At 56.3% G+C, this 14,796-nt stretch carries 16 protein-coding genes; 12 read left to right on the plus strand and 4 right to left on the minus strand.

Annotated features, from left to right (window positions below):
* Positions 1-12: 12 nt before the first annotated feature.
* From AADJ11_RS06695 to recO, 9 genes are all read left to right on the plus strand, one after another.
* Entirely contained in the window at positions 13-2,163 is a 2,151-nt protein-coding gene (locus AADJ11_RS06695; RefSeq protein ID WP_341233780.1) for a bifunctional (p)ppGpp synthetase/guanosine-3',5'-bis(diphosphate) 3'-pyrophosphohydrolase, read from the plus strand.
* Positions 2,164-2,197: 34 nt separating this feature from the next.
* Positions 2,198-2,893, plus strand: coding sequence for a DUF2062 domain-containing protein (locus AADJ11_RS06700; RefSeq protein WP_341233781.1), 696 nt, complete (start codon positions 2,198-2,200; stop codon positions 2,891-2,893).
* Positions 2,877-3,629: a pyridoxine 5'-phosphate synthase gene (locus AADJ11_RS06705; RefSeq protein WP_341233782.1), complete on the plus strand. Its 753-nt coding sequence runs from the start codon at positions 2,877-2,879 to the stop codon at positions 3,627-3,629. Before AADJ11_RS06700 ends, AADJ11_RS06705 begins: the two co-directional genes overlap by 17 nt.
* A gap of 9 nt (positions 3,630-3,638) precedes the next feature.
* Positions 3,639-4,040 carry a holo-ACP synthase gene (gene acpS, locus AADJ11_RS06710; protein WP_341233783.1) on the plus strand — a complete coding sequence of 134 codons (402 nt, stop codon included), beginning with the start codon at positions 3,639-3,641 and terminating at the stop codon, positions 4,038-4,040.
* Between the two features lie 115 nt (positions 4,041-4,155).
* The gene (gene lepB, locus AADJ11_RS06715) at positions 4,156-4,992 is read left to right on the plus strand and encodes a signal peptidase I (RefSeq protein ID WP_341233784.1); all 837 of its coding nucleotides are present in this window, start codon (positions 4,156-4,158) and stop codon (positions 4,990-4,992) included.
* Positions 4,989-5,675, plus strand: a complete 687-nt coding sequence (gene rnc / locus AADJ11_RS06720) for a ribonuclease III (RefSeq protein WP_341233785.1) — start codon at positions 4,989-4,991, stop codon at positions 5,673-5,675. Before lepB ends, rnc begins: the two co-directional genes overlap by 4 nt.
* On the plus strand, positions 5,672-6,580 hold the full coding sequence (gene era / locus AADJ11_RS06725; protein WP_341233786.1) for a GTPase Era: 909 nt from the start codon (positions 5,672-5,674) through the stop codon (positions 6,578-6,580). The genes rnc and era overlap by 4 nt, the downstream gene beginning before the upstream one ends.
* 60 nt (positions 6,581-6,640) lie before the next feature.
* On the plus strand, positions 6,641-6,970 hold the full coding sequence (locus AADJ11_RS06730; protein WP_341233787.1) for a DUF1491 family protein: 330 nt from the start codon (positions 6,641-6,643) through the stop codon (positions 6,968-6,970).
* A complete protein-coding gene (gene recO, locus AADJ11_RS06735; RefSeq protein WP_341233788.1) occupies positions 6,970-7,695 on the plus strand; it encodes a DNA repair protein RecO in 726 nt (241 codons plus the stop codon). The genes AADJ11_RS06730 and recO overlap by 1 nt, the downstream gene beginning before the upstream one ends.
* Here recO and AADJ11_RS06740 read toward each other — a convergent pair.
* Together AADJ11_RS06740 and AADJ11_RS06745 are read right to left on the minus strand one after the other, a co-directional pair.
* A complete protein-coding gene (locus AADJ11_RS06740) occupies positions 7,679-8,074 on the minus strand; it encodes an META domain-containing protein (protein ID WP_341233789.1) in 396 nt (131 codons plus the stop codon). The genes recO and AADJ11_RS06740 overlap by 17 nt on opposite strands.
* A 64-nt stretch (positions 8,075-8,138) precedes the next feature.
* Positions 8,139-9,824 (minus strand): acyl-CoA dehydrogenase family protein, encoded by a 1,686-nt coding sequence (locus AADJ11_RS06745; protein ID WP_341233790.1) that lies wholly within the window; start codon positions 9,822-9,824, stop codon positions 8,139-8,141.
* 146 nt (positions 9,825-9,970) lie between these two features.
* Between AADJ11_RS06745 and AADJ11_RS06750 the strand changes: the two genes are divergently transcribed.
* A complete protein-coding gene (locus AADJ11_RS06750) occupies positions 9,971-10,738 on the plus strand; it encodes a sulfite exporter TauE/SafE family protein (RefSeq protein WP_341233791.1) in 768 nt (255 codons plus the stop codon).
* A 4-nt stretch (positions 10,739-10,742) separates the two neighbouring features.
* Here AADJ11_RS06750 and AADJ11_RS06755 read toward each other — a convergent pair whose 3' ends face one another.
* The gene (locus AADJ11_RS06755) at positions 10,743-11,102 is read right to left on the minus strand and encodes a helix-turn-helix transcriptional regulator (RefSeq protein ID WP_093917597.1); all 360 of its coding nucleotides are present in this window, start codon (positions 11,100-11,102) and stop codon (positions 10,743-10,745) included.
* A 153-nt stretch (positions 11,103-11,255) separates the two neighbouring features.
* On the opposite strand from AADJ11_RS06755, the gene AADJ11_RS06760 reads away from it, so the two are divergent.
* Positions 11,256-12,152, plus strand: a complete 897-nt coding sequence (locus tag AADJ11_RS06760) for a LysR family transcriptional regulator (protein WP_341233792.1) — start codon at positions 11,256-11,258, stop codon at positions 12,150-12,152.
* 79 nt (positions 12,153-12,231) lie between these two features.
* The gene (locus AADJ11_RS06765) at positions 12,232-12,948 is read left to right on the plus strand and encodes a hypothetical protein (RefSeq protein ID WP_341233793.1); all 717 of its coding nucleotides are present in this window, start codon (positions 12,232-12,234) and stop codon (positions 12,946-12,948) included.
* Positions 12,949-13,000: 52 nt separating this feature from the next.
* Here AADJ11_RS06765 and AADJ11_RS06770 read toward each other — a convergent pair whose 3' ends face one another.
* A complete protein-coding gene (locus tag AADJ11_RS06770; RefSeq protein WP_341233794.1) occupies positions 13,001-14,599 on the minus strand; it encodes a phosphoenolpyruvate carboxykinase in 1,599 nt (532 codons plus the stop codon).
* Positions 14,600-14,796 lie beyond the last annotated feature (197 nt).

Genomic DNA, 14,796 nt, shown 5'->3' on the forward strand with positions numbered 1-14,796 from the left:
GGCAGTACAGGCATGAACACCGCCGAAATTACGGCTGACGATCTTGTCGCGCTTGTTCGCGCCTATAACCCTAAGTCCAACGAAGACCACATCCGCCTCGCCTATGACTACGGCGAGAAGATGCACGAGGGGCAGTTTCGCCATTCAGGCGAGCCCTATTTCACGCATCCGGTTTCTGTCGCCGCTATTCTGACCGAGCAGCAGCTGGACGATGCCACGATCATCACCGCGCTGCTGCACGACACGATTGAAGACACCAAGGCGTCTTACGCCGAGGTCGAAAAACGATTTGGCCAGGATGTGGCCGAGCTGGTTGATGGCGTTACAAAGCTGACCAATCTTCAGCTGAATTCGACCGAAACCAAACAAGCCGAGAATTTCCGCAAACTGTTTATGGCGATGTCCAAGGACCTTCGGGTGATTTTGGTCAAGCTGGCGGACCGTTTGCATAACATGCGCACCATCAAATCGATGCGCCCGGACAAGCAGGTTCAAAAGGCCCGCGAAACCATGGACATTTATGCGCCGCTTGCAGGGCGCATGGGTATGCAGTGGATGCGCGAAGAGCTGGAGGATCTGGCCTTTCGCGTGCTGAACCCCGAGGGGCGGCAATCGATTATCCGGCGCTTTATCACCTTGCAGCGCGAAACCGGCGATGTGATCCAGCGGATTACCGGCGATATGCGCCAAGAGCTTGAAAAAGCCGGGATCGAGGCCGAGGTCTTTGGCCGTGCGAAAAAGCCGTATTCGATCTGGCGCAAGATGCAGGAAAAGGATCAGTCGTTTTCGCGGCTGTCCGACATCTATGGTTTCAGGGTGATCACCACCACTGACGACGCCTGCTATCGCGCGCTTGGGGTTATTCACCGGCGCTGGCGGGCTGTGCCGGGCCGGTTCAAGGACTACATCAGCCAACCTAAAACCAACGGCTATCGGTCGATCCACACAACTGTTTCGGGTCGCGACGGCAAACGGGTCGAGGTTCAGATCAGAACCCGCCAGATGCATGATGTCGCCGAAACGGGTGTGGCCGCGCATTGGTCGTATCGCGACGGTGTCCGGTCGCGGAACCCTTTTGCCGTTGATCCGGTGAAATGGGTCGCGCAACTGACTGAACAGCTCGATTCCGAAGAAGATCACGAAGATTTCCTCGAAGCGGTCAAGCTTGAGATGTATGCCGATCAGGTGTTCTGCTTTACGCCCAAGGGCGAAGTGGTCAAGCTGCCCCGTGGTGCGACGCCGATTGATTTTGCCTATGCGATCCATACGCGGATCGGGTCGGCCTGCGTGGGGGCCAAGATCGACGGGATGCGGGTGCCATTGTGGACCCGTGTCAAAAACGGCCAGTCGATCGAGATTATTACCGCACAAGGCCAAACGCCGCAGGTCACGTGGTTGGACATTGCGACCACCGGCAAGGCCAAGACCGCGATCCGCCGGTCCCTGCGCGAGGTTGATCGTGCGCGGTTTGTGAGCCTTGGGCGCGAATTGGCGCGTTCTGCCTTTGAACAGATTGGCAAACGCGCGACCGAAAAAGTGCTGCGGACGGCGGCGCGGAACCTAAGATTGGACAGCCCAGAAGATTTGCTTGCGCGGCTAGGCTCTGCCGATCTGACGGGCGGCGAAATCGTACAATCCGTCTATCCGCATCTGCAGCCAAAACCGGGTGAACAGGTGGACCAAAAACGCGCCGTTGTCGGTTTGCAACCGGGGCAGTCTTATGACCGTGCCCCGTGTTGTCAGCCGCTGCCGGGTGAACGCATTGTTGGCATCACCTATCGCGGCAAAGGCGTCACGATCCACTCGATTGATTGTGAACGGCTGTCGGCCTACGAGGATCAACCGGAACGCTGGCTGGATTTGCGCTGGCATGATGGCCCGCATCCCGCCGCTTATGGCGCGACGCTGGATCTGACGATTGGCAACGGGGCCGGTGTGTTGGGGCGGATTTGCACGTTGATTGGTCAATCGGGGGCCAATATTTCAAATCTGGAATTTTTGGACCGCAAACCTGACTTTTACCGGTTGCTGATCTACGTAGAGCTGCGAGACATAGCGCATCTGCATTCTTTGATGCCGACCCTAGAGGCAGAAAGCGAAGTGGCTGAGATCAGCCGACATAGAAACATGAAGGCTTTGAAAGCGAACGACAAAGAAGCCTGAGCACGCGAAGTTTGCCAAATCCAAGGACGAAGAGTTGATTTTTAAACGTCGCGACCCGAAACCTGCATTGCGTGCCATGGCCGAGTTCATGTGGCCGCGTGGTGGTTGGACTCGTGCGTTTCATTACGTCAAACACCGGATGCGCCGCCTGCCAGACACGCCCGAACGTATCGCGCGGGGCATTTGGGCGGGTGTATTCACGACGTTTACGCCGTTCTACGGGATGCATTTTATCGTGGCTGCGTTGGTCTCGCGGCTGATGCGGGGCAATATGTTGGCCGCCTTGATGGGCACGTTTTTTGGCAACCCGCTGACCTATGTGCCGATTGGGCTGTCATCCCTGTCGATGGGGCACTGGATACTTGGCTCTCCGATGGGGCGCGGGGAACACCGGTCATTCGGCGGCAAATTTGTCGATGCGGGTTATGACCTGTTTGCCAATTTCATTGCAATCTTTACGGACCGCACCGCGGATTGGTCTGGGCTGACTGTATTTTGGCATCAGGTGTTTTACCCCTATCTGATCGGGGGCATTTTGCCCGGTATCATCTGCGCAACCATCGCCTACTATCTGTCGGTGCCGCTGTTGCGGGCCTATCAGAAACGCCGAAAAGGTGTGATCAAAGCGAAGTTCGAGGCGCTCAAGAAAAAGGCTGCGGCCAAAGCAGAAGCGAAACGCATTATAGAGCAGACGGCTCAGAAGGGGAGTGATCATGGCAGTGCAGGGTAAGCTGAGACTTGGGGTTAATATCGACCATGTTGCCACGGTAAGAAATGCGCGCGGCGGTGTGTATCCTGACCCGTTGCGTGCAGCGCGCGCCGCACAGGACGCAGGCGCAGACGGCATTACCGCGCATCTGCGCGAAGACCGTCGCCACATTACCGACGCCGATATTGAAGGGCTGCAAGAGGTGCTGACCGTGCCGCTGAACTTTGAAATGGCGGCGACGGATGAAATGCAGGCGATTGCATTGCGCCATAAACCGCATGCAGTGTGCATCGTGCCCGAAAAGCGCGAGGAACGCACGACCGAGGGCGGCCTTGAGGTCGCGCGCGAAGAAAACAAACTGGCCCATTTCATCGCCCCCCTGCGCGAGGCGGGCTGCCGCGTGAGTATTTTCATCGCGGCCGACAAGCGCCAGATCGAAGCGGCCAACCGCATCGGTGCCGAGGTGATCGAATTGCACACCGGTGCCTATTGCGACGCCTTTGCCGAAGGGCATTGGGAAGTGGCGCAAAAGGAACTGCAAAAGCTCGAGGAGATGGCCAAGTTCGGGCATGATCTGGGGCTGGAAATCCATGCGGGCCACGGGCTGACTTATGACACCGTATCCCCCGTGGCCGCATTCCCCGAGGTGCAAGAGCTGAACATCGGCCACTTCCTGATCGGCGAGGCGATCTTTCTTGGGCTGGGTCCGGCGATCGCAGAGATGCGCCGCTTGATGGACGATGCACGGGAAGAGTAAGGCGGCGCTATGATCCTTGGTATCGGAACTGATCTTGCAAATATCGAGCGTATCCAAGGGACGCTTGACCGTTTCGGCGACCGGTTCCGCAATCGTGTGTTCACGGACATTGAACAACAAAAGGCCGAGCGTCGCCGCGACGTTGCAGGCACCTATGCAAAACGTTGGGCGGCCAAGGAAGCGTGCTCAAAGGCGCTTGGCACCGGCCTGCGGATGGGGATCGCTTGGAAAGACATGGCGGTCACCAACCTGCGCAGCGGTCAGCCGGTGATGCATGTCACGGGCTGGGCGGCAGAGCGTTTGGTGCAAATGACGCCAGCAGGTCACGAGGCGATTATCCACGTCACATTGACCGACGATCACCCTTGGGCGCAGGCTTTCGTGGTGATTGAGGCGCGCCCAATCAGGTAATTGCCGCCATTACTTTGATATCTCTCGCTATGGATGTGCTGGCGCGCCGCGCATCGCTTGACTTGGGGCATTCCTGCCCGCATGTAACCACAAACGGATCATCAGGAGCGCCAGCATGGCCGCGAAGGAAAAAACAGGCAACGCGTTTGTCGAGACCATCAAAACAATCGTCTATGCGTTGTTGATTGCAGGGGTGTTTCGCACGCTGTTTTTCCAACCTTTCTGGATCCCGTCCGGGTCCATGAAAGAGACGCTGTTGATCGGTGATTTCTTGTTCGTGAACAAGATGGCATATGGCTATTCCTATGCGTCCTGCCCCAGCATTATCGCCCCGCGTTTTGGTATCGAAGTTGATGCAAAAGACATCTGCGGTGTGTTTGACGGCGACAACTCTCGTTTGTTCGCATCCGAACCCGAGCGTGGCGACGTTGTGGTGTTTCGTCACCCTGTTTCGGGGCGCGACTATATCAAACGTTTGATTGGTTTGCCGGGTGACAAGGTTCAAATTACGCGCGGCGTGGTCAGCATCAACGGGACCGCGGTAAAACTGCGCGACGATGGCGTTTTTGAAGAAACGATGGAGCGTCAAGGCCCGCAAGGCATGCGGCCGCGTTGCGAAAACGGGGCCATTGGCCAAGGCGGCGTTTGCAAAAAGTCCCGCCAGATCGAGACGCTGCCAAACGGTGTCGAGCACCCGATTTTGAACATTGGCGATCAGGCATCTGACAACACAGGCATTTATACCGTCCCCGAAGGGCACTATTTCTTTATGGGTGACAACCGCGACAACTCTGCCGATAGCCGTTTGGCGCAGCAGGCTGGCGGCGTTGGCTTTGTTCCATTTGAAAACCTGATTGGCCGTGCAGACCGGATCATGTTCAGCTCGGGCGGGCGGTCCATGTTGTTCTTCTGGACCTGGCGCAGCGACCGTTTTTTCAAAGCGATCAAGTGAAGTTAAGCGCGGATCTAAAAGCCTTTGAGGGCCGTATCGGGTATAATTTTACTAAACCCGAACTGCTAAATCGCGCGGTCACCCATGCGTCGATGTCCTCGGCCAACCGGGACGACAACCAACGGCTGGAGTTTCTGGGCGACCGGGTGTTGGGTCTGGTCATGGCCGAAGCGTTGCTGGCGCTGGACCCGGGTGCGACCGAAGGGCAGTTGGCCCCTCGGTTCAACGCGTTGGTGCGCAAGGAAACCTGTGCCGATGTCGCGCGTGAAATCGATATGGGCGCGGTCCTGAAACTGGGGCGGTCCGAAATGCTGTCTGGCGGTCGCCGCAAGCAAGCCTTGCTGGGCGACGCAATCGAGGCAATAATCGCAGCGATCTACTTGGATGGTGGGCTGGAGCCCGCAAAAGACTTTATCCTGCGGCATTGGGGTGATCGTGTTAACACGGTCAAGCAAGATGCCCGCGACGCCAAAACAGCGTTGCAGGAATGGGCGCAGGCCCGTGGGTATCCGCCGCCATCCTATATACAGACCGACCGGCAGGGGCCGGACCATGCGCCGGTGTTTACAATATCTGCACAGGTTGAAAATGGGGCAAAGGCTGTCGCGACAGCCCCCTCGAAACGTCAGGCCGAACAGGCCGCCGCCAAAACGCTTTTGGCACAGTTGGAGAAAAACTCATGACCACGCGTGCTGGCTTTATCGCCCTGATCGGTGAGCCCAATGCGGGCAAATCCACGCTATTGAACCGGATGGTCGGCGCGAAAGTGTCGATCGTAACCCACAAGGTACAGACCACCCGCGCACGTATTCGCGGCGTCGCGATGGAAGGGGACAGCCAGTTGGTGTTCGTTGACACCCCCGGCCTGTTCCAGCCGCGCCGCCGTTTGGACCGCGCCATGGTTGCCGCCGCATGGGGTGGCGCTGCGGATGCTGATATCGTCGTTCTGTTGATCGAGGCGAACCGAGGCCTGACCGAAGGCGTCGAGCGGATTCTGGAAGGGTTAGAAGGGATTGGCGAGGGTCGTAAAGTGGCCTTGGCGATCAATAAAATCGACCGCGTCGATGCGCCGGTTCTGCTGGGGCTGAGCAAAGAGATGAACGAGCGGTTCCCATTCGTGGAAACATTCATGATCTCGGCCGAGCGTGGTCATGGTATTGATACGCTGCGCCAATGGCTGGCGGGTGAGCTGCCCGAGGGGCCATGGCTGTATCCCGAAGACCAGATCGCCGACCTGCCGATGCGCATGATCGCGGCAGAAATGACCCGTGAAAAGCTGACGCTACGTCTGCATCAGGAGTTGCCCTATCAGATGACCGTCGAGACCGAGAACTGGGAAGAACGCAAAGACGGCAGCGCCCGGATTGACCAGTTGATCTATGTCGTTCGGGACGGTCACAAGGGCATCGTTTTGGGTGCCAAAGGCGAGACGATTAAGTCGGTCAGCAAGGCGGCCCGCGAGGAGCTCGAAGAATTCCTTGGCCGTAAGGTGCATCTGTTCTTGCAGGTTAAGGTACGGCCGAACTGGCTGGATGACGCAGAACGCTATACTGAAATGGGGCTGGAGTTTAAGGACGGCAATGTCTGATTGCTGGATTAACCGACCCTGCGGGGCGGATTTTTTTCCATTTGGAATTGGGGTTGGCGCATGGCGCGGCTGACGGCGCGGTTCTGGGTCGACGCCTATTTGGCGCGGCTGCGTGTCTTTGATATTCCTGCGTTTGTTGTGGCGCATGGCGATGACACGGGCGGGATTGTTTTGGTCAAGCTTGCGACCCTTGATGGCAACGCAGCACTTTTTCACAAAAGCTTTGATCTGATGAGCGGCGAACGCGCCTGGGTCGAGATGACCAGCGGGGCGGAGGCCGATGTGGATGCGTCTATCGCAAAGCAACGCGGTTTTGACCCTGATCTTTGGGTGATCGAGGTCGAGGACCGGCAAGGGCGGCATTTGCTGTTTGATGAGGGGCTGAGCTGATGGAGTGGCGCGATCAGGGCATATTGCTGAGCGCGCGGCGACATGGGGAAACCTCGGCCATTATTGAGGTGTTCACCCCCTCGCAAGGGCGGCATGCGGGCATTGTTCGAGGCGGGGCCAGTCGTAAGATTGCGCCGATCCTTCAGCCTGGTGCGCAGCTTGATGTGGCGTGGCGCGCACGGCTTGAGGATCATATCGGTGCGTTTACGGTGGAACCCGTGCGCAGTCGCGCCGTCACAGCGATGCAAGACCGTCTGAGCCTTGCAGGCCTGAACACGGTCACTGCTTTGTTGTCGTTCTCGCTGCCCGAGCGTGAACCGCATGCGCCTTTGTACCATCGCACACAATCATTGTTGGATTTGTTGGATCAGGGCGATCTGTGGCCGCTCGCGTATCTGCAATGGGAACTAAGCCTGCTGGAAGAGCTTGGCTATGGCTTGGATCTAAGCGCCTGTGCCGTGACGGGGGCGCAGGAGGGGTTGGCGTTCGTATCGCCAAAATCCGGCAGGGCCGTGACCCGCGAGGGGGCTGGCGAATGGGCCGACAAAATGTTGCCGCTACCGCCCGTATTGCGGGGGGAGGGCGACGCCGCGAACGACGAGATTGCGGCAGGCCTGAAAACAACGGGCTATTTTCTGGAGCACCGTCTGGCCCGCGATCTGGGAGGGAGGCCGCTGCCAGAGGCACGCGCGCGTTTTATCGACGCGTTCAGTCGGCAGCGTTGAAGACCATCATTAGCCCGCCGGGATTGGACAGGATCATCGTGTCGCCGAGGACTTCGGATATCGACGCCGCCGACAGTGCATCAAAGAATGCCGTTTCTTGGGCTAAGGCCGGGCAGGCCATTTTGGTTGAAACGACCTGCGTCACGTTGAACCAAGGATAGGGAACATCCAGCGTCGCGGAGAAACGGTTACAGGGGCCGTTGCCTGCGACTTTGTGCTTTGCCGGAAAGGTGAGGGTCGCCGTGTTTGCAAACGCCGCGCCGTTCAGTTCGACCAACTGCCATGTCTTGTCGGCCCCGCCATAGCTGCGCAGGGTTTCGTCGGCATCGCACCCCGCAAGAAGGGCGAGGGGTAGCGCGAGCGTGGCGGGGTGAAGCATGCGTAGCCCTCGTTTGAGCATCTGCCCGACATGGTTTGTGCCGGACAGATGGTAGCCGTTTGGATTAGCCAAGCAAGCGGCGTGCGATCACCTGAGCCTGAATTTCAGCTGCACCTTCAAAGATGTTCAGGATACGCGCATCACACAACACGCGGCTGATCTTGTATTCCAAGGCAAAGCCGTTGCCGCCATGGATTTGCAGGCCATTATCGGCAGCTGCCCATGCAACACGTGCACCCAACAGTTTCGCCATGCCAGCCTCCACGTCGCAACGGCGGCCCTCGTCTTTCTCGAACGCCGAGAAATAGGTTAGCTGGCGGGCAATCATGATCTCCACGGCCATCATCGCCAGTTTTGACGAAACGCGGGGAAAGTTGATCAGGGATTTGCCGAATTGCTTGCGGTCGATCGCATATTGCATGGCGATATCCAGCGCTGATTGCGCCACGCCGATTGCACGCGCCGCTGTCTGGATACGCGCCGATTCAAAGGTTTCCATCAGCTGTTTAAAGCCTTTGCCTTCTTCGCCGCCCAACAGGTTTTCGCCTTTTACCTGGAAGCCGTCGAATGCCAGTTCGTATTCCTTCATGCCGCGATAACCGAGCACTTCGATCTCGCCACCCGTCATGCCATCGGTCGGGAAAGGGTTGGCATCGTCGCCGGGTGTCTTTTCAGCCAAGAACATCGACAGACCTTTGTAGTCTGTCGTGTTCGGGTCGGTGCGGGCCAGCAATGTCATCACATGGGTCCGCGCGGCGTGGGTGATCCAGGTCTTGTTGCCGGTGACGCTGTAATTATCGCCATCCTTCACGGCACGGGTCCGCAGAGACCCAAGATCAGACCCGGTATTCGGTTCGGTAAACACCGCAGTCGGCAGAGTTTCAGCGCTTGAGATACGCGGCAGCCATTTGGCTTTTTGTTCGTCAGTCCCACCTGCGAGGATCAGCTCAGCTGCGATTTCAGAACGGGTGGCGAGGGAACCCACACCGATGTAGCCGCGGGAGAGTTCCTCGGACACGACACACATGGAGGCCTTGGATAGGCCAAAGCCGCCGAATTCTTCTGGTATCGTCAGGCCAAAGACGCCCATTTCAGCCAGTTCATTGATGACTTCGATCGGGATGAGCTCATCCTTGAGGTGCCATTCATGGGCAAAGGGTTCGACTTTTTCCACAGCATAGCGGCGGAACTGCTCGCGAATCATCTCAAGTTCTTCGTCGAGGCCGGACCGGCCAAACATGACATTAGCGGACTGTTCCTGCATCAGCTCGACCAGGCGCGTGCGGGCGGCTTGGGTGTTGCCGTGCTGGGTAAGCGCTTGGATCGCAGGGTTCATGAGGCCGCGTTGATCAGCTTGCCCCAAACCCATATCCTGCAGGCGAAGGATTTCGCCCTGGTTCATTTGGATGCCGCCGTAGATCTGCCAAAGGTATTCGCCGAACGCGATTTGGTGAATCAACTGCTCTGTCTCGCCGAACTGGCCGTCAGCGCTAAGCTTTTTTGCCCAAAGCTGCATCTGGTTCAAAGACTGCGCATATGTTGCCAACCACGCCAAGCCATGCGAGGAAGTTTGGTTTGCCTCGACCAAGCCGTTTGAAACGCGACCATCAACCGACACCACGTCGCGCACGGATGCTTTGGCTTTTTCTAAAATCTCGTCGACGGGGGCCAATGCCTGCCCGGTCAATTCAAGAAGATCATCAAGTATGACTTGCGCGCCGCTGGTCAAGCCGTGTCCATCATGTGCCATTTCGTACAGTCCTTTTCTAGCTTGCGAGGGGGATACTCCTTTCGCAGGTGCAGCACAATAAAGATACGTTTTCATGCGTCAATTTGGATGAAAATTACGCGGCGGAATTTTCGTGCACTCGTCATTTCAACTGATATGACGGCGTTATGGATATATTTTTTGCATTTCTGTCGCCGCAGCAACTGGTCTTTGCCTTTGGTATCGCGCTGGTGGCGGGGTTCATAAAAGGGGTCGTGGGATTCGCGATGCCCTTGGTGTTGATTTCGGGGCTGACATTTTTCCTACCGCCCGAGCTTGCATTGGCGGGGCTGATATTTCCCACGGTGGCGACGAACTTGTTTCAGGCGTTGCGTCAGGGATTGCACGCGGCGTGGGCGTCAACGCGAATGTTTAAGGTGTTCCTGATATCTGGGGGTATCACGCTGGTGCTCTCTGCGCAGATGGTACGCTTTTTATCGCCGCAGACGATGGCCTTGGTCATCGGCGTACCCATCACGTTGTTCGCGCTGTGGCAGCTTGTCGGGCGCAGCTTTAGCCTTGCCCAACGATCTACCAAGATTGAGGTGTTGGTAGGTGGTTTTGCTGGTGCTGTGGGTGGCGTTTCAGGTGTGTGGGGGCCGCCAACGGTTGCATATCTGACGGCGCTTGGCACACCCAAGCAGGATCAGATGCGCGTGCAGGGCGTGATTTACGGCCTTGGCGCGGTTGCGCTGCTTTTTGCGCATTTCGGGTCTGGGGTGCTACGGGCCGACACGGTCCCGTTTTCGATCGCCATGATCGTGCCTGCCCTTATCGGTATGTGGCTGGGCAGCCAGATCATGGATCGAATTGATCAGGCGTCGTTTCGAAAAGCGACGCTTGTCATTCTTTTGATCGCAGGCGCGAATCTCGTGCGCCGCGGGCTGATGGGCTAACGCCTCAGCCCTGGCGCGCGACGGTGACGCCGGACACATCTTCGATAAATGTCACAATGCGCGACTTGACCCCGTCGTCACGGATTGATGCCAAGGCGCTGACGATTTCAACACTTGGGTCGCTTTTGGGCGCATCATTGGTGTTGTCATGCAGACCTTCGAAAAAATACGACGGCGCGACGTTCAGGATCTGAGACAGTTCAAACAAGCGGCTGGCAGCGACGCGGTTCGATCCAATTTCGTATTTCTGAATTTGTTGGAAAGACAGATTGAGTTGCTTGGCAACATCGGTTTGGGAGAGACGGCGTAGGGTGCGAATTTGCTTCAACTTTTTACCTACATGAACATCTACGGGATGGGACATAATCACTAATACCTCTGGTTGTTGTCCCATAGTCATCGCCAGAACTCGTTTTCCGATCAATTGGGTAGTTATTTTCAATTTGTGGTTATCAATGCACCCTAGACGTGTTACAAATGTAGTATTAAGGTATTATAAATTTACCATCGGATCATTATGACCAAAGAAATGAAAATTGAAGCTATGGAAAAAGTGCGCGAGAAAGCGCCGGCCTTGCTGTATGAAATGATACGCTCTTTCGTGGTTCTTGCTGACACGTTGAACCTTAGCCACGCCGTTATAAAGCTGGACAGTACGCGTCAAACGGTGAGACGGCACATTGCCAGTCTCGAAGAGAGAATGGGCCAAACTTTGTTTACGGTTGATAACCGTCGATACCAACTTACCGAGGTCGGACACGAGGTGCTACCCGAGGCAATTGAGCTGCTGGGACGCGCTGATATCTGGTCTACGGGCAAGATTCGCAACATCGACGGGCTGCATCAACTGTCGCACGAAGAGCCAAATGGGTGGACTTTTTACCAGCAGCAGCAACCTTTGACCCAAATCTGGCAAGACGAATCATCTATGCTGCGCGAAGTATTTAAGGGCTGGGTTCAAAGCAACGGTGAACTAGACAGCCCATATTTCGAAGAGCACCGGCCCTATATTCTTGTCTATCGCGACTCACCCAGTGGGTGGCTTTGCGTCGAAGTCGGTGAAAAATCATTCTATACTAAGTGGTGGGGATGGAAAAATGCGCGCAGCAGCATTGGCCGTCCACTGGGGCAATTTCCCGGGGGGCCTGAATTTGAGGCAATGCTTGATGTCCCCTTTCGCGAAGTACAAGCACACGGTGGGGTTCGGCTGGACGAAGTCGTGACCCAAATTCCACGAGAGGAGGGCGGAGGTCCTATCCCATTGGCATACAAAAGACTTTTGATGGCCAGTCGATTTCCAGACGGAAGTTTTGCCCTGATTGCCGTTGTTGATAGATCGCGATCAATTACGATTTCGGGTCTTGATCAGTCGACTCTTAAGGTGATGCCATCCGATGCGATTGTCTCATTCTGACGGGATTCTAAAAAAAACGAGCGTATAAGCGCCATTTGCGTTAACTTTGATGTGTAAATGTATCAAAGGAGAATTTCTGATGACGCTGCACCGCTTTCAAGAAGGGGACCGATTCCTCGCGAATGGTATGGCTCTTTTGGGCCAAGCAGGGATCAGCCTGACGGTTGGGTATGACTTTAATGAGTATACCGAAATCCTGAAAGAAGCACGTCCCGGGCACCTCTTGGGGATGCCATTCGACCCCAAACTGCATGAAATGAACGAGAGCAACGCGTTCTGGATCGTCGGCAGAAATGCCAAAGGCGACGTTATGCATACCCAAGCAATGCGTATGCTTGATCTTGGCGGGGCGAACCTTGCAGAGTATTTGCGACGCTCGTTTACTGAGTTTCCACCACCCGGCGTTGATATTGACCTGCAGCGTTCAAGATACCGCGCAGGGCCCGGTGCGCAGCGGATCGCCGGAACGGTCGCCTATCACGGAGAGTTCTGGGTAGGCACGACACCACGAGAATTCCGAAATGCGGGCCTGTCCTCAATCTTGGGGCGCTATGCATTCTGGCAGTCTATTCAACATTGGAACCCTGACCACGTGATCGCGTTTATGCAAAACTCGGTGGTTCTAAAAGGCTTCCCTGCCCGCCATGGCTATATGCATACTGAACCGGGCACCCTTCGTTGGTTCCTGACCGGTCAGGACACGCCGATCGAAGGCTTCATGGCCTACATGTCAAACGAGGATATTCGTTTCATCCTTGAGATGCCTATGTCTGATCTCGCGGTACAAGCCGCCTGAACAAAAAGAGCCGCGGATTGCCGCGGCTCTTTTCTAATATTCGATCTGGGACTTAACCGATTGCGGCGGCTTTAACGTCTTCGTCGATATAGGGCATGTACTGCTCAAAGTTCTCCGAGAACATGTTGACCAGTTTTGCTGCTTGGCGGTCATAGGATTCCGGGTTGTCCCATGTACGGCGTGGATCCAGCAGAATGTCCGCAACCCCATTGACGGATACAGGAACCTGAAAGCCAAAGTTGGCGTCTTTGCGGTATTCGACCTCTGCCATTGACCCGTCGAGCGCCGCTGTCAAAAGAGCGCGCGTCGCCTTGATCGGCATGCGGCTACCGGTGCCGTAAGCGCCGCCGGTCCAGCCGGTGTTCACCAACCAGCAGGTCGCGCCGTGGGTGGCGATCTTTTCGCGCAGTAGGTTACCGTATACCTCAGGGCGGCGGGGCATGAAGGGCGCGCCAAAGCAGGTTGAGAATGTAGGCTCCGGCTCTGTCACGCCGCGCTCGGTGCCAGCAACCTTTGAGGTGAAGCCAGACAGGAAGTGGTACATTGCTTGTGCCGGTGTCAGGCGCGCGATGGGGGGCAATACACCGAATGCGTCGCAGGTCAGCATGATGATGTTCTTGGGGTGACCGCCCGTTGCCTTGGCAGACGCGTTGGAAATGTAGTGCAGCGGATAGGCGCAGCGCATGTTCGCGGTCAGAGAGTCGTCATCAAAGTCGAGCTCTTTGGTTTCTTCGTCAAAGACCATGTTTTCGATGACAGTGCCGAATTTCTCGGTTGTCGCGTAAATCTCTGGCTCTGCTTCGCGGCTCAGGTTGATGGTTTTGGCATAGCAGCCCCCTTCAAAGTTGAAGGTGCCGTTGTCCGACCAGCCGTGTTCATCATCACCGATCAATGTGCGGCCCGGATCTGCTGAAAGCGTGGTTTTACCCGTGCCAGACAAACCAAAGAATACAGCCGTATCGACAGGGTTGCCGGTGGCGTGGTTGGCCGAGCAGTGCATCGGCATGATGCCTTTTTCGGGCAACAAGTAGTTCAGCAGGGTAAAGACAGATTTTTTGTTCTCGCCGGCGTATTCAGTGCCGCCAATCAGGATGACCTTTTTATCAAAGTTCATCGCGATCACTGTTTCGGAACGGCAATCATGTTTTGCAGGGTCGGCTGAAAAGCTGGGGCAGTTGATCACCGTGAAATCCGCGATGAAATCGTCCAGCGCGTCACGTTCGGGACGGCGCAGCATGTGGCGGATGAACAAGCCATGCCAGGCAAGCTCGGTTACCATGCGCACATTGATGGCATGTTTCGGGTCGGCCCCACCAACAAGGTCTTGTACGAAATAGTCGCGGCCCTGCATGTGCGCCAGCATGTCCTGGTACAATGCGTCGAACCCTTCGGGCGACATTTCGGCATTGTTTTCCCACCAGATCGTATCGGCAACGCTGTCCGTTTTTACGACATGTTTGTCCTTGGGGGACCGGCCTGTGAACTTTCCGGTTGTGACGAGAAAGGCACCGCCTTTGCCCAAAGTGCCTTCATCACGCTTCAGCGCGGCTTCCACCAACGCAGGTTCGATCATGTTGTAATAGACATTACCTAGCCCGCTCATGCCTTGGTCTTCGAGGCGGAATTGCGGATTTACGCGGCCTAATGTCATGTGATGTCTCCTGTAGGTGCGCCGATGAGTGACGCCAGTTAGTGCATAAAATGCTTGGTCTGCTTGACCATGTGGGCGTCTTAGCACGGCGTTTTATCGGATGAACAGGCAGCTTTGACACAGTTAGCGCCATCATCTTGTTCTTTGTTGGCCAGCCCCCAAAGGAGCGGTTTTCAACAACGGATGGTTTTGCAATT

The sequence above is a fragment of the uncultured Sulfitobacter sp. genome (assembly GCF_964021855.1).
Classification (GTDB): domain Bacteria; phylum Pseudomonadota; class Alphaproteobacteria; order Rhodobacterales; family Rhodobacteraceae; genus Sulfitobacter.

Coding starts and splice junctions, on each gene's coding strand:
- AADJ11_RS06755 (WP_093917597.1), bottom strand. CDS start 11,102: ATGTCCCATCCCGTAGATGTTCATGTAGGTAAAAAGTTGAAGCAAATT.
- AADJ11_RS06760 (WP_341233792.1), top strand. CDS start 11,256: ATGACCAAAGAAATGAAAATTGAAGCTATGGAAAAAGTGCGCGAGAAA.
- acpS (WP_341233783.1), top strand. CDS start 3,639: ATGATCCTTGGTATCGGAACTGATCTTGCAAATATCGAGCGTATCCAA.
- AADJ11_RS06745 (WP_341233790.1), bottom strand. CDS start 9,824: ATGGCACATGATGGACACGGCTTGACCAGCGGCGCGCAAGTCATACTT.
- AADJ11_RS06770 (WP_341233794.1), bottom strand. CDS start 14,599: ATGACATTAGGCCGCGTAAATCCGCAATTCCGCCTCGAAGACCAAGGC.
- AADJ11_RS06750 (WP_341233791.1), top strand. CDS start 9,971: ATGGATATATTTTTTGCATTTCTGTCGCCGCAGCAACTGGTCTTTGCC.
- AADJ11_RS06765 (WP_341233793.1), top strand. CDS start 12,232: ATGACGCTGCACCGCTTTCAAGAAGGGGACCGATTCCTCGCGAATGGT.
- AADJ11_RS06705 (WP_341233782.1), top strand. CDS start 2,877: ATGGCAGTGCAGGGTAAGCTGAGACTTGGGGTTAATATCGACCATGTT.
- AADJ11_RS06730 (WP_341233787.1), top strand. CDS start 6,641: ATGGCGCGGCTGACGGCGCGGTTCTGGGTCGACGCCTATTTGGCGCGG.
- lepB (WP_341233784.1), top strand. CDS start 4,156: ATGGCCGCGAAGGAAAAAACAGGCAACGCGTTTGTCGAGACCATCAAA.
- AADJ11_RS06695 (WP_341233780.1), top strand. CDS start 13: ATGAACACCGCCGAAATTACGGCTGACGATCTTGTCGCGCTTGTTCGC.
- AADJ11_RS06740 (WP_341233789.1), bottom strand. CDS start 8,074: ATGCTTCACCCCGCCACGCTCGCGCTACCCCTCGCCCTTCTTGCGGGG.
- era (WP_341233786.1), top strand. CDS start 5,672: ATGACCACGCGTGCTGGCTTTATCGCCCTGATCGGTGAGCCCAATGCG.
- recO (WP_341233788.1), top strand. CDS start 6,970: ATGGAGTGGCGCGATCAGGGCATATTGCTGAGCGCGCGGCGACATGGG.